This window comes from Gottfriedia acidiceleris, assembly GCF_023115465.1.
Classification (GTDB): domain Bacteria; phylum Bacillota; class Bacilli; order Bacillales; family Bacillaceae_G; genus Gottfriedia; species Gottfriedia acidiceleris_B.
Genome location: NZ_CP096034.1, coordinates 1,484,278 through 1,498,694, shown reverse-complemented (window position 1 = coordinate 1,498,694; position 14,417 = coordinate 1,484,278). Strand labels below are relative to the sequence as shown.

Here is a 14,417-nt window from a genome sequence, read left to right as displayed (position 1 = left end):
AAATTAAATCCAGTCACTCGGACTATTTATATTCTTAAAGATGAAATCGTCACTTGAAAATTGAACAGTCATTACATTTACTTCACTAAATAATAACTGAACTTTTCGATTGTTTTTATTTAATATCTCTTTCATTTTTTCGATGCAATTACGATGATAGAGCGCAAATAGAGGTTGAAGTTTATCGGACTGGATTGGAACGACTGCATCAACATTCGTATTTTCGGCCCTTTCGATCATGTTTCTTACAAAGTTAGCTGTAATAAAAGGTGTGTCGCACGCTAGGACAAAATACCAGTCTTTGTTTGGTATGTTTAAAAATGCATTATACATCGCATACAGAGGTCCTTGGTATTCTTTAGCTTCTCCCTCTATGACAAAGTCTAGATGATCATTTTTACTAAAATAAGGAACTAGTTTTTCGTTCGTTGAAATGATAATTGGTGATACCGAATTTTCCTTTAAGGCATCTACACTATATTCATACAATAATTTTTCTTTATACGTTTCAAACATTTTTGGTTTACCATAACGGGATGACCTTCCACCTGCTAAAACGACGCCAGCTATATTCATTGCCTATTTAATTCCTCAACAAAATGTTGGCATGTCGGTAGAATTAGATTTGTCATTGCTAGATTTACTGCGTTTTTTGAACCTGGAATTACGTAGATCGCTTTATCATGAAAGCTACCTGCGATTGCTCTACTAAACATTGCCTTAGGACCGATTTCTGTATAACTTAATGAACGGAACAATTCTCCAAATCCTTGCATTTCTTTATCGAGTATTTTTGAAATTGCTTCATATGTAATATCTCTTTTCGTAAAACCAGTACCACCTGTTATGATTATAACTTGAATCGTTTCATCTTCACTCCATGATCTAACAATTGAATCGATCAAAGCTATTTCATCTTTAGTGATTTTATAATCATGGACGATATGTTTTTGCTCGTCTAATAAAGCTTTAATTAGTTTACCGCTCTCGTCATTTTCAACAGTTCTAGTATCACTTACTGTTAAAACCGCTGCGTTAATAATCGCCTTTTCATTATGTTTATGCATCATTCTACCTACTTTCAAGCTTTATAAAATCCATTAGCCCCCACTTACTGGTGGAATAAATGCGACAGTATCTCCATCATTTACAATTTCTTCATCCGTTACAAACTCTTCATTTACTGCAGTCATAATCTGATTGAGTTGTGGTAAATCATAGTTAGTCATAAGCCAGTCTTTTAACTCTTTTACGTTTATTCCATTTTTATCGGTCACTGTTAATTCATCAGTTCCGGCTTTCTCACGTAAATGAGCAAATAATAAAACTTTAATCATTTTGATTCCTCCACACTTGGTTTTCCTTCTTGGTACGGTGTATTTTCTAATTGGTCACCGATCCACATCGTACCATCTTCCCAAAACTCTTTTTTCCAGATCGGGACGATTTGTTTAATTCGTTCGATTGCGTATTCATTTGCTTCGTAAGCAACTTTACGGTGCGGAGAGGAAACTGCAATCACAACTGCAATATCGCTAATCTCTAATCTTCCAACTCTATGAGTAATCGCAACAATAGCTTCTGGCCATTTCTCGTTGATTTCATCACCAATTTGGGCAAGTTTTTTTACGGCCATTGATTCATATGCTTGATACTCTAGCGACAAAGTCTTTTTTCCTTTTGTTAACTCTCTAACTGTACCAATAAAAACAGTAATAGCTCCTGCATTTCTACTTTTTACTTTATCTGAAACTTCCTCTACGTTAATTGGTGTATCAACAATATTAAATAATTTTTGTTCCAAGTAAACCACTTCACTTTTCTTAAATTAATAGCGTTCTATTTACTTATATGCAGGTACAAAATCATACCAAGGCCATTTACTTCCTTCATGGTCTTCTAATAATAATAAGTCGACCGACATACCTTTTTCATATTTTCTAGTTCCTCCAGGTAAAACAATAAAAGCATCCGTATAAGCTAATGAAGATACGGCGCTAGACTTATCAAAACCTGCAGGAATTGCTGTTAATTGACCTTCATGATAAACAATTTTACCTCTTACAAATCTTGTAAAAGGATTTGGCTTTGGAAAATTTTCTCCTAAAATTGCACTAACTCTTTTTAAATGTGGTGTTTCGTTAAATAAATAAGTTTGAATAATTGGTCTAACAAATAGCTCAAATCCAACAAAACAAGCAGATGGATTTCCAGATAAACCGAATAATAATTTATTTTCTAAATGCGCTACTGTTGTTACACTTCCTGGACGCATGGCAATTTTATTAAATAAAACGGTAGCTCCTAATCTTGCGTAAATATCTGGTAAATAGTCATAATCACCGACAGATACTCCACCGGTCGTAATTAGAATATCAACTTGCTCTAAGGCATTTTGAACTTCTAAAAAACAAGTATCAAAATCATCGCTAAACTTTCCTAAATATTTAGGGATTGCACCAGCTTTTTGAATTTGAGCGAGCACCATATAGGAATTACTATTGCGAATTTTACCAGGTTCAAGTGGTTCATCGACATCAAGTAGCTCACTACCTGTTGCAATAACTCCAATGATTGGCTTTTTCGCTACAGGAACTTGACGATATCCAAAAGTAGCAAGTAAAGCAATTACTCCTGGGTTGATTTCAGTACCCTTCATAACAAGAATATCACCTTTATGCGTTTCTTCGCCTTGGAATGAAATATTGTCGCCTTTTTGATAAGAACGTTTAATTTCAATAAAAGTTTTACCTTCAGTTTTAATCTCTTTCGCTAATTCTAGCATAACAACGGCTGAACAACCTTGAGGTATTTGAGCCCCTGTCATAATCCGAACGGCCTGTAATGGACCTACTTCATTTGGAAAAACTGAACCGGCTCCAATTTCTCCAACTACTTCAAAGATTGTTGGATTTTCATTGCTTGTAAGAATAGTATCTTCAGCGCGAATCGCGAAGCCATCATATGGAGAGCGGTCAAAAGCAGGTATATCCTGATCAGCTTTTATATCATCAGCTAATACTCGGCCATATGCTAAATCGATTGATACCATTTCTTGTGATCCGTGTTTGGCAAAATCCATCACTTTACGAACTGCTTCTTCAATCGGTAGTGGTACTCTTTTTTCAACCATTCTTTTCAACCTCTCTCTATTAACCTAATAAACGATAATATAGTTTTTTAGCTTCCTGTATATCATTTGTTCCGTGAACAAACACCCTACCATCCTGAAAAACAACAAATCGATAATCTTCTATCTGACAAGAAATCAAATAAGGATTTCGTTGAACTTTTCCGTGTTGTTTTAGTTGAATTTCTAGTTCATTAAAGTCGTAACTTTTAGTCCTTGAAGGTCTAATTTGAACCGTGTTTCGTCCACAAAGTTTACTTGTTTTCGTTTGATTTTCAAAAGCTAAATAAGGATATGATCTATTTGTTCCGCATGAAGGACAATCATCTGATTTGAGTTTCGTCACTTTAAATGAAAAATGCTGATTATTCCATAAATCAAATGTAAGAAATTTTGGATTAACCGCTGAATAATCCTCAACTAATAGTTTTAATACTTCAGCAACCTGGTATGCCGCTACTAATTGTACGGCAGGACTAATGACTCCAGCTGTGTCACATGTCGCCCCAGGTACTGGTACACCTTTTAATATGCAATTTAAACATGGCGTTTTACTTGGTAGAATCGTGCAACACATACCAACACTCCCAACACAAGAGCCATACACCCATGGAATTTCATATTTCTGAGATAAATCATTTATGATAAACCGAATATCAAAATTATCTGTTGCATCAATGATAACATCAGTGTCCTTCAAATGGACTTCCATATTATCTGCACTTGCATCCATTACTAGTGCATTAATGAACACATCTGAATTTATTTTTTGGAGACGCCCTTTAGCGGCAATTACTTTCGGCAATTTCTCAAATGCATCTTCTTCAGTATACAGCTGTTGCCTTTGCAAGTTACTCATTTCAACATAATCTCGGTCAATTAAAGTTAACTTTCCAATTCCAGCTCGAACAAGTGCCTCCGCGCTAGCACTTCCTAATGCACCTGCCCCAACAATTAAAACATGTTTCGTTCTAATTAATTCTTGTCCATTTTCACCAATCGGGGTAAAAAGCTGCTGACGTGAATAACGTTCTGACATAAGATATCCTCCATTAAAGAGCAGGACCTAGCGAAAGAGATAAAAAATTTTCTCCAGGTATCCTCACCAATTTTTCTGCTTTTTCCCTCTATTAAATAAAGCAGCATTAAGAAATCCTCATCATATAAGGAGTTCTGAATGCTGCTTAATTCCCCTGCTATACGAACAGAGATACCAATCATCACTTTCTAATTTTTAGTGAAAGAATTATACAGAAATTGCATAAACTCCAAACCTTCTATTATTGATAATGATTAACCACCTATATGGGACATTTCAATTTTATGTGATGATTTATCATTCACTTTTTTCGTATTACTTAATCGTTCATCTGAGTAACGATCAAATCGATTGGTCCATATCGTATGAATCGTTTCTTTTATTTGTTCATCATCTTGGTTAGATCTTACTAATTCTTTTAAATCATACCCTTTTGTTGCAAATAAACAAGTATACAATTTTCCTTCTGCAGATATGCGTGCTCTTGTGCAAGTTGAACAAAATGAATCTGTCACCGATGAAATAATGCCAATTTCATCATCACTATCTTTGTAGCGATATCGATTCGCAACTTCTCCTACATAATTAGCTTCTGTAAATTCTAAAGGCATGACTTCATTGATCATATCGATGATTGTTTGTTTTCCTACTACTTCATCGAGTCTCCATCCGTTATAATTTCCAACATCCATATACTCAATAAAACGAAGAATATGTTTTTTCTCTTTAAAATATTGTGCCATCGGGATAATATCTTGTTCATTTTTACCTTTTTGAACAACCATATTGATTTTAACCTTCATTCCGATATCAGAAGCAGCTTGTATCCCTTCAAGGACAGACTTTACATTTCCTCGATTACCAGTCATATATGAAAATCGTTCTTCATCTAAAGAATCTATACTAACGGTCACTCTTCTTAAACCAGCTTCATATAAATCTTTTGCAAACTTTTTAAGTAAAGTACCGTTTGTTGTTAAAGCAATATCTTCAACGCCATCTATTTTATTTAATCGTTCAATGAGTTTAGGTAAATTTTTACGTAATAAAGGTTCTCCACCAGTCATTCTAATTTTTCTTACCCCTAAAGATACAAAAATACGCGTTAATCTTTCAATTTCATCAAAGGATAGTATGTTATCTTGTGATAAAAAAGAATAGTCCTGACCAAAAATTTCTTCCGGCATACAATAACGGCAACGAAAATTGCAGCGATCGGTAACAGATATACGTAAATCCTGTAAAGGTCGATGATGTTTATCCAATGCAACATTTTTCATAACCATTGCCTCACTTCTTTTTATTTCATAAATTGTTTTTAACTTCTATTTCACAATACGCTTTGAATGAGTATAGACATTAAGTGACTGATTTCGAATAAATCCAACTGTCGTAATACCTAATTCTTCAGCTAATTGAAGTGCCAATTCTGTTGGAGCTGATTTAGTTAATATGACCTCACAACCAATTTTAGCTACTTTTAGTAAAATTTCAGAAGACAATCGCCCACTAAAAACAATTATTTTATCTGAAATACGAATATTATTTTTTAGACAATATCCATAAATTTTATCTAATGCATTATGCCTACCAATATCCATTCTATTCAAAACGATCCCATTTAAATCACATAAAGCAGCATTATGGACTCCGCCTGTTTCATGAAACAAAAATGCAGACTGTTGCATTTCTTTCATTAACCGAAAACAATCTTGAATTGATAGTTGAACATTCACTTCTTTCATTATTTTTGCAGTTAATGCATCATTTACAAAAACGAACCCTTGTCTACTCATTCCACAGCATGATGTAATATATCTTTTACTTTGAATATCCTTATAATATGGATTAATATTCTTTGTTTTTACATGGACAAAGCCTTCTTTTTCTTGAAACCATATGTTTTCAATATCCTCGTATTTTCGGATAACCCCTTCGGATGCTAGAAATCCTACGACCATATCCTCAATGTATTCTGGCGTACTGACCAACGTAACAAATTCTTGTCCATTGATTTTTACTGTAACGGGAAATTCTGTGACAACGCTGTCTTCAATATAGTTTGTTTCACCATTTTCAAAGCGGAGAATTCTTCTTCTCACTTCAGTTGGTAGCATCGTTAAAGATTCCCTTCTTCCTGAATTATTTTTTTTATTGTGTTTTCCGAAAAAATATTCATTAAGAGATGAAGCTTTCAATTTTGATTAAAAGGTTCATCTCTTATTATTAATCTCTTTTCTATTAAATACAAATTGTTTTTTCTATTATTCTTTTAGACCTTTTCCCATACCTTTTAGAAAATTAATACCAAAACCAACTGCACGATTTACATCTGGATCTTTTAAAACTTTTACTAAATCAAGAATTCCTACTTTGTCATCCTTTTCAAGATGTTTATTTCCTTCATCGATTCCTTTTGTTACGGAATTGACTAGCTTTGTTGTTAACTCTGGTTCCACACTTGAAAGTGCACCTGCAGCTCCCATAATATGATTGATGATATTCGTGACTGGCTCGCGGTTCATTTGTCCTAAAGCAATTTTTGTAATTTTCTCTTTGGATTGTAGCATTGCATTTGCAGCTTCAAGGACACCTGTTTCATTTAATTCCGAAACGATGTTTAAAATTTTATTTAAAGAATCTTCATTTTCTGCTAATAAAAGCTTCAAATCCTCTAGTTTCTGTTGGTTTTGCTCTTCTTTTGTCGGTACGTATTTTTGAATCGTCGTGATTGGTTGTGCCATCTTGATTCTCCTTTATTTTGTCGTTAAGTGGACATATCCTTTTCGTTCCCATTTACGCTGTACCTCAACTCCGTTTTGAGGGTTGCGCTTTTTATTACGTGGGTTCGACTTTGGCATCGGACTTTCACCTTCTACACGTAATACTTCCATACGTACTTTCGTTTGTTTATAAGCTGGTGTATTGGTACGGTGATCTTTAGCTGGACCTGTTAAGAAATTGATTGCAGATTCTTTATTTGTTGAATTCATCGGTAAGAACAACTCATTTTTTTGAACTCGGTCCGTAACTAATGCTGGTAATTTCAGCGCTCCATACGGTGATACTAATCGAACTAGTGAACCATCTTTAATACCCCGTTCATTCGCAAGCTCTGGTGAAACCTCTACAAAAATCTCAGGCACTTTTAATTGAATACCATAAGATTTATTCGTCATATTCCCTTCATGGAAATGCTCAAGCATACGCCCATTATTAATTAATAGGTCAAACTCTTCTGCAAACTCAGTTGGTTCCATCCAATCAGCTAAAGCAAATCTTGCCTTTTTATCAGGGAAATTAAAACCATTCTCATAAAGCAGTGGTGTACTTGCTCCGTCTAAGCTTCCCCAAAGGAAACTATCCCAGCCTTCCATCACTTCGTAGCTAGCTTGTGAGAATAGTGGTGCTAAACTTGCCATTTCAGCGAATATTTCACTTGGATGTTGATAATTCCAGTTAGCACCTAATCGGTTTGCAATTTCTTGGACAATCCACCAGTCAGCCTTCGATTCACCAAGAGTTGGTAATGCTTGATATAATCTTTGTACTCGACGCTCAGTATTTGTAAATGTTCCTTCTTTTTCAAGTGATGGCGCAGCAGGTAAAATAACATCCGCATATTGCGCTGTTTTTGAAAAGAAGAGATCTTGTACGACAAAGAAGTCCAAATCTGATAACACTTCATGTACGTGGTTTGCATTACAATCAACCAGCGCCATATCTTCACCAACTAAGTACATAGCTTTCATTTCGCCTTTTTCGATTGACTGAAGCATTTGAATATTATCTAAACCAGGTTTTCCTCCAATTTCAACGCCCCACGCTTTTTCAAACTTCATGCGAGCCTTGTCATCCGTTACATGTTGGTAACCAGGAAGCCAACCAGGAAGAGTACCCATATCACAAGCACCTTGTACATTATTATGACCACGAAGCGGATAAGCGCCAGCACCAGGGCGTCTATAGTTTCCTGTTGCAAGCAATAAGTTCGAGATCGCAGCAGATGTATCAGAGCCACCAGTGTTTTGTGTCACGCCCATGCCCCATAAAATACAAGTTCCATCAGCCTCATGAATCATTTCAGCTATTTGAATTAACGTTTCCTTTGAAATTCCAGTTACACTTTCGGCATATTCAAGCGTATATTTCTCAAGTACAACTTTAAAATCTTCAAAGAAATGAACATTCTCATAGATGAATTTTAAATCATGCCAGCCTTGGTCAATGATATATTTTGTTACAGCCATCAGCCATACTTGGTCAGTACCTTGCTTTGGTCTAATAAAGATATCAGAGCGCTCTGCCATTTCATTTTTACGAAGATCGGCAACAATCAGTTTTTGTCCATGTAGTTTATGTGCTCGCTTAACTCTTGTCGCAAGTACTGGATGACCTTCTGCAGGATTGGCACCGACGATAATTACTAGCCCCGCTTTTGCGATATCCTTTATCGTTCCTGCATCTCCACCCATACCAACTGTACGGAATAATCCATCTGTTGCTGGTGATTGACAGTAACGTGAGCAATTATCTACATTATTTGTTTCAAATACTTGTCGTGCTAACTTCTGAATTAAATAATTTTCTTCATTCGTAATTTTTGAAGATGAAATAAATCCTACAGAGCCTTTACCAAATTCCTGTTTAATGGAACCAAGTTTACTTGCGACTAAATCAAGGGCTTCATTCCAACTCGCTTCAACAAATACGCCATTTTTTCGAATTAAAGGCTTTGTAATTCGCTCTTTGGAATTAACAAAATCCCAACCAAATTTACCTTTTACACAAGTCGAAATTGCATTAACTGGTGCATCAGAGCTTGGTTGAACTTTTAAAATTTTTCGATCCTTCGTCCAAACCTCGAATGTACAGCCAACACCACAAAATGTACAAACTGTTTTTGTCTTTTTGGTCCTTGTTTCTCGCATTGCTGCTTCAACTTCTGAAACTGCGAAAATACCACTATATCCAGGCTCTACTTTTTTGACTAAATCGATCATCGGATCAAGTAACTCATCTTTTAATCCGGTCATAAAACCAGCTTCACCAAGCATTGATTTTTCCATTAATGCATTACAAGGACAAATCGTTACACATTGACCGCAACTTACACATGAAGAATCATTAATTGAAACACCCTTGTCCCAAATAACACGTGGACGCTCAGCTTCCCAATCAATTGATAAAGTCTCATTGACTTGCAAATTTTGACAAACTTCCACACACTGTCCACATGCAATACATTGATTTGGATCATATCGGTAAAATGGATGTGTCAAGTCTACTTCACAAGATGCAACCTTTGGCTGATAAGGATACTTTTGGTGTTCAATGCCCATTTCTTCTACCGTATTATGTAGCTTACAATTTCCATTATTATTATCACAAACTGTGCAATATAATAAATGATTTTCTAATAAACGATCCATTGCTTCAGTTTGAGCTTCCTTCGCTTTAGGTGAAGTCAATTGAATATTCATTCCACTCATTGCTTCAGTTGAACATGAACGTTTTAATTCACCATTTATTTCTACAATACAAGTATCACAAGTTTGAATTGGATCGACTTCAGGAACATAACAAATTTGTGGATGACTAATTTCATTTTGATTGATGATTTGTAAGATTGTAGAACCTTGCTTTGCGATTACTTCTTTCCCGTCAATCGTGATTGTAACCATGTTATTTTTCACGGTTTTCCTCCCCTTTTTTCACATAAAAAAATCCACCATGAAATACACATTCCCGATAAATAGGATTAATGTTTTCATGGTGGAATAGTTTATTAGCAAATCGTACTAACATACCAATCCATTTTTTTGTTTACTAAATTGATAGAGTCATAACATCTCCCATACTATGATTCCATCTCAATAAGTTAATTATAATCTTAAAATGCTAATTAAACAATAGATTCACTGCACGAAAGTAAAACGCTTACAATATGATTTATTTACTTACTGTTGATTTTAATTTCTCAGCATTTCTATTTAATTTATTAACTGCCTCACTATACTCTCCTTCCAGCTCATCTATAATGTCAGCAATTGAACTGATTTTTGTAATTGCCCCAACACCGTGACCAGCAGACCAAATTTCTTTCCAAGCCTTCGCATTCGATTCACTTTTCATTCCATCGAAATCGACTTTATCTTTCTTTTTCAAAGTTTCAGGATCAAGACCAGCCTTAACTATACTCGGAATTAACATATTCGCTTTCACACCAGAGAATGCATCAGTCAGGACGATATCATCTTGCGTCGCATCAACTAACATTTGGCGGTATTCATCATTTGCTAAGCTTTCCTTCGCAACAATGAAGCGTGTTCCCATATAAGCTAAATCAGCACCTGCAGCTTGTGCAGCCAATATACTTTTACCAGTTGAAATTCCACCTGCTAACACAATAATGCCGTCCCAGAACGTACGAACACTATCAACGAACGCAAATCCATTTAAATTACCAGCATGTCCACCAGCACCTGATGCTACTAAAATTAGTCCATCTACACCAGCCTCTGCTGCTTTTTTAGCAAACTTAATATCACTAACATCAGAAAATACTAAACCACCATAACTATGTACAATTTCAACTACTACTTTTGGAGAACCTAATGAAGTAATGACAAGCTCCGGCTTATGTTTTTTCAACAGCTCAAGCTCTTCTTGTAATCTACTATAAGAACTATGAACGACCATATTCATTGCCCACGGTGCAATTTTACGCTCTGGCTCATTTGCGCGCGCCAAAGCAAGATGATCATTTAATTGACCCATCCATTGATCAAGTACCTCAATTGGACGAGCATTTGGTGCTGGAAATGATCCAATTACACCATTTAAACATGCTGCCTCTACTAGCTCAGGACCAGAAACTAAAAACATCGGTGCAGAAATAGCTGGCACCCTCAATTGACTCCACCATTTTTCAGGAAACTGTTTACTCATTTACATGCCCCTCTTTTCTTTACGGAATATTCTGATTATTAATAATGATACATTAGTAAACTATTCTTTTCAACTCTATCTGTGCAAAAATGCTTCTTGCAGGCTATTTGTAATAGTTATGCTACTAAACTTGATATACAAATATAATATAGTGAATAATAAAAAAAGGAGCATATAAACTCAATACACTAATAGATTCGTAAATTTAATAATCTGATACCTTAATAGTAGATAGAAAAATATTATTAGAATTACAGTGAACCATTATATAATTAATTTATACTTTTTAGTCCTATACTTTCTCTTTGACCTTTCAAAATAAAAAAAAGGAAAAAATTTCTTTATCTAAACAAATTGTGACAAAGTTCGACTAAAGAAAATTGTAGAATAGTCACATATAAGTAAATAATGTAATATATTTGTAATATTCTAATCTTAATTTCAGTAAATATGGATAGATGGACTACTTGGTTATGGGAGGAATTGTTTTGGAAAGCACTTTAAATGTTAAAGGAAATAATATTCATCGAAAAAGATCATTTAAACGGTCTTTGCCTTGGCATTTCATTTTGATTGGTATCATTATTATTATTACACTCATCTTTGTTTTCAGCTATCGGGCTAACCACTTTAATGCTCGAATCAAGGTAAACGGGATAAATTTAGGTGGACTGAATGCAAAGCAGGCACTAATAAAATTAAAAACTAGCGAACTTAAAAACATCGTTTATGTTGGTGACCAGAAAATCTTGGATGGAAAAAATACAAAAATGAACTTTACTGAAAATGATCTGCCGGCAATTAAAAAAATAGTTAAAAACCAGCGCACGTTTTTTCCTTCTTCAAAAGAAAAAAATTATTCTTTACTACCGAGTAAACGAGATGAAGATCAAATTGACACAATGAAAAAACAGATTGAAGATAAGCTTCACACTCTTAATAAGAGCTTAAAAGCTCCAAAAGATGCAACTGTTCAATTGATACAAGGTAAAATTATTGTCTCGAAAAGCATTAGCGGTGAGCAATATGATGTTGATCGTCTATTAAAAGATTATAATGGACATGAGTATACTAGTATAATCCGTCTAAAACCTGTATACAAACAACCAATCAAAGAAGACAATCAAATTGTGAAAAATGAAAAGAAAAAACTTCAAGAACTACTAGGGCGTACAGTTCAGTATAAAGTTCAGGATAAAGTTTATTCTTTAAATGCGAGTGAATACATTCAAAATGCTTCTGTGTCAAAAGATATGAACGTTACGATCGACTCTAGTAATCTTAAAAACAAAATTGCTGAAATAAATAATTCTCAATCTACATTAAATAAAAATTTTACATTTAAGACACATTCAGGTTCAGTCATTTCAGTTAAAGGAGAAGGCTATGGGTGGGCATTAGATGTTGATAAAGAATCAGCACTAGTTCAGCAGGCTTTTGAAACAGGAGAAAAATCGATCACTCCTACTCATATTATCGGAAATGGGTGGAATAATGAAGGTTATGGATATAATACGACTACGAACAATGGGATTGGCGATACATATGCTGAAGTGTCGATTGCCGAACAGCGAATTTGGCTTTATAAAAATGGCAAATTGGTTATCACAACGAATGTCGTTACTGGTAAACATATCACTGGTGAAGATACTTCAAAAGGAGTTTGGTATATCCTTTATAAACGAACACCGTCGATCCTCAGGGGCTCACATGTAGGTCTTGGTTCTTATGAAGTTAAAGTAGATTATTGGGCACCATTTACAAACAGCGGACAAGGTTTCCACGATGCTAGCTGGCGAAGCAACTGGTCAAGCAATGCCTATCTGACTGCAGGATCGGGTGGCTGTGTTAATACTCCACCTAGTCTAATGAAAACCGTATATGATAATCTCAGCACATATGAACCAGTAGTCATCTACTAAAAAAATTGCATAATCAAAAACACTGAAACCCATTAACGTTTCAGTGTTTTTTTATGATTAGTCTAATATCGTTACTTTCACTTGTTTTCTTCCAAAATTAATCGCATCTTGTTTATTTGGAATAAATACATCAATTCGTTTTCCCTTAATGGCACCGCCAGTATCTCCAGCTATTGCTACACCATAACCTTCTACATTCACCTTGCTTCCAAGTGGGATTACACTTGGATCAACGGAAATGACTTTTGTATTTGGATTCTCTTTTAAGTTGATTCCAGTAGCCGTAATACCAGTACAACCATTACAAGAAGCTGTATAAGCTGATGCTTCCACAGTTATTACTTTTAAACCAGCTGAATCATTTGTTTTAGATACATTTTCTTTTGTTGTTGATTCATCTTCTTTTATTGCTGGTACACTTTCCTTTGTTGTTGGTGTACTTTCTTTTGTTGTTGATACACTATCTTTTGCTGCTGGTACACTCTCTTTTGCTGCTGGTACACTTTCCTTTGTTGTTAATGCACTTTCCTTTGTTGCTGGTACAATTTCCTTTGTTTTAGGAACATCTTCTTTTGATGCCGACGCAGTCTTTGAAGATTCTTGTACTGACTTCACTGTTGAAGTAGTTTTAGAATTTGTTGCAAGATTTGTAGTTGTCATTTTTGATTGAGCTATATTTTTTACGCCTTCAAAAATTACTAGGTTTAATCCAGGTTGAATTAGATCCGTATGTATATTGTTCCATTCTTGAATTTGCGATACTGTTATATCATGATTTTGTGCAATATCCCATAACGTATCACCTTTTTTAACTTCATAATGTTTTTCTGGTGCAATGATCAGTTTATCACCGGGATGAATTAAGTCTGAAGTAATCCCGTTTAACATTTTAGTATTTTCAACGGTGGCATTATTTGCACGTGATAGATCCCACAACGTATCACCTTTTTTTACATTAACAGTAGCAGCTTGTACATTAGCACTTACAGATACTGAGAGTGCAGCAGCTGCTAAAATGGTTGTAACTTTAACTTTGTTAATCATTTCTTTTTACCCTCCATATTCCTTTATTTGCTAATTTTCACTAATCGTAACATAGATTTTTCTCAAAAAAAGTAACAGGGAGATGATAAATCATTTCCTTTCATCGTACGTTTATTACAGGTATTTAACTAAAATTACTAAGCAAACAGCAAAATAAGAGCTGTTCCTCAAACCCTTTTCAAAGAAAATTGCCCATATTACTAGGTATTTAGCCCTTCCTTTTTGTCATTAAAGTCTATGACAAAATCTGATGAAGGAAATTACATAAATTACAATAGATAAACAATTCCTACAATGAGTTTTTTTCTTAACATTCGAGGGTAGTATTGTA

13 protein-coding genes are annotated in these 14,417 nt (G+C 34.8%); 1 reads left to right on the top strand and 12 read right to left on the bottom strand.

Annotation, left to right across the window (positions count from 1 at the left end):
* Window positions 1-3: 3 nt before the first annotated feature.
* The 11 genes from MY490_RS06985 to MY490_RS06935 all read right to left on the bottom strand — a co-directional run bounded on the left by MY490_RS06985 (window position 4) and on the right by MY490_RS06935 (window position 11,120).
* The gene (locus tag MY490_RS06985) at window positions 4-576 is read right to left on the bottom strand and encodes a molybdenum cofactor guanylyltransferase (RefSeq protein ID WP_248268584.1); all 573 of its coding nucleotides are present in this window, start codon (window positions 574-576) and stop codon (window positions 4-6) included.
* Entirely contained in the window at window positions 573-1,067 is a 495-nt protein-coding gene (locus tag MY490_RS06980; protein WP_248268583.1) for a MogA/MoaB family molybdenum cofactor biosynthesis protein, read from the bottom strand. Before MY490_RS06980 ends, MY490_RS06985 begins: the two co-directional genes overlap by 4 nt.
* 33 nt (window positions 1,068-1,100) lie before the next feature.
* Window positions 1,101-1,337 (bottom strand): molybdopterin converting factor subunit 1, encoded by a 237-nt coding sequence (moaD, locus tag MY490_RS06975; RefSeq protein WP_098426792.1) that lies wholly within the window; start codon window positions 1,335-1,337, stop codon window positions 1,101-1,103.
* On the bottom strand, window positions 1,334-1,804 hold the full coding sequence (locus tag MY490_RS06970; protein ID WP_248268582.1) for a molybdenum cofactor biosynthesis protein MoaE: 471 nt from the start codon (window positions 1,802-1,804) through the stop codon (window positions 1,334-1,336). The genes moaD and MY490_RS06970 overlap by 4 nt, the downstream gene beginning before the upstream one ends.
* 39 nt (window positions 1,805-1,843) lie before the next feature.
* On the bottom strand, window positions 1,844-3,133 hold the full coding sequence (locus MY490_RS06965) for a molybdopterin molybdotransferase MoeA (RefSeq protein WP_248268581.1): 1,290 nt from the start codon (window positions 3,131-3,133) through the stop codon (window positions 1,844-1,846).
* A gap of 19 nt (window positions 3,134-3,152) precedes the next feature.
* Window positions 3,153-4,169, bottom strand: coding sequence for a molybdopterin-synthase adenylyltransferase MoeB (locus MY490_RS06960; protein WP_248268580.1), 1,017 nt, complete (start codon window positions 4,167-4,169; stop codon window positions 3,153-3,155).
* 254 nt (window positions 4,170-4,423) lie between these two features.
* Entirely contained in the window at window positions 4,424-5,449 is a 1,026-nt protein-coding gene (moaA, locus tag MY490_RS06955) for a GTP 3',8-cyclase MoaA (RefSeq protein ID WP_248268579.1), read from the bottom strand.
* A 45-nt stretch (window positions 5,450-5,494) separates the two neighbouring features.
* Window positions 5,495-6,286 carry a formate dehydrogenase accessory sulfurtransferase FdhD gene (gene fdhD / locus MY490_RS06950; RefSeq protein ID WP_248268578.1) on the bottom strand — a complete coding sequence of 264 codons (792 nt, stop codon included), beginning with the start codon at window positions 6,284-6,286 and terminating at the stop codon, window positions 5,495-5,497.
* 147 nt (window positions 6,287-6,433) lie between these two features.
* Entirely contained in the window at window positions 6,434-6,913 is a 480-nt protein-coding gene (locus MY490_RS06945; RefSeq protein ID WP_248268577.1) for a helical membrane plugin domain-containing protein, read from the bottom strand.
* Window positions 6,914-6,925: 12 nt separating this feature from the next.
* Window positions 6,926-9,853: a formate dehydrogenase subunit alpha gene (fdhF, locus tag MY490_RS06940; RefSeq protein WP_248269333.1), complete on the bottom strand. Its 2,928-nt coding sequence runs from the start codon at window positions 9,851-9,853 to the stop codon at window positions 6,926-6,928.
* 268 nt (window positions 9,854-10,121) lie between these two features.
* On the bottom strand, window positions 10,122-11,120 hold the full coding sequence (locus tag MY490_RS06935) for an NAD(P)H-dependent flavin oxidoreductase (RefSeq protein WP_248268576.1): 999 nt from the start codon (window positions 11,118-11,120) through the stop codon (window positions 10,122-10,124).
* Between the two features lie 473 nt (window positions 11,121-11,593).
* On the opposite strand from MY490_RS06935, the gene MY490_RS06930 reads away from it, so the two are divergent.
* A complete protein-coding gene (locus tag MY490_RS06930) occupies window positions 11,594-13,042 on the top strand; it encodes a L,D-transpeptidase family protein (protein ID WP_248268575.1) in 1,449 nt (482 codons plus the stop codon).
* 57 nt (window positions 13,043-13,099) lie between these two features.
* Here the strand turns inward: MY490_RS06930 and MY490_RS06925 are convergent, their stop codons facing one another.
* On the bottom strand, window positions 13,100-14,086 hold the full coding sequence (locus tag MY490_RS06925; protein WP_248268574.1) for a LysM peptidoglycan-binding and 3D domain-containing protein: 987 nt from the start codon (window positions 14,084-14,086) through the stop codon (window positions 13,100-13,102).
* Window positions 14,087-14,417: the final 331 nt, after the last annotated feature.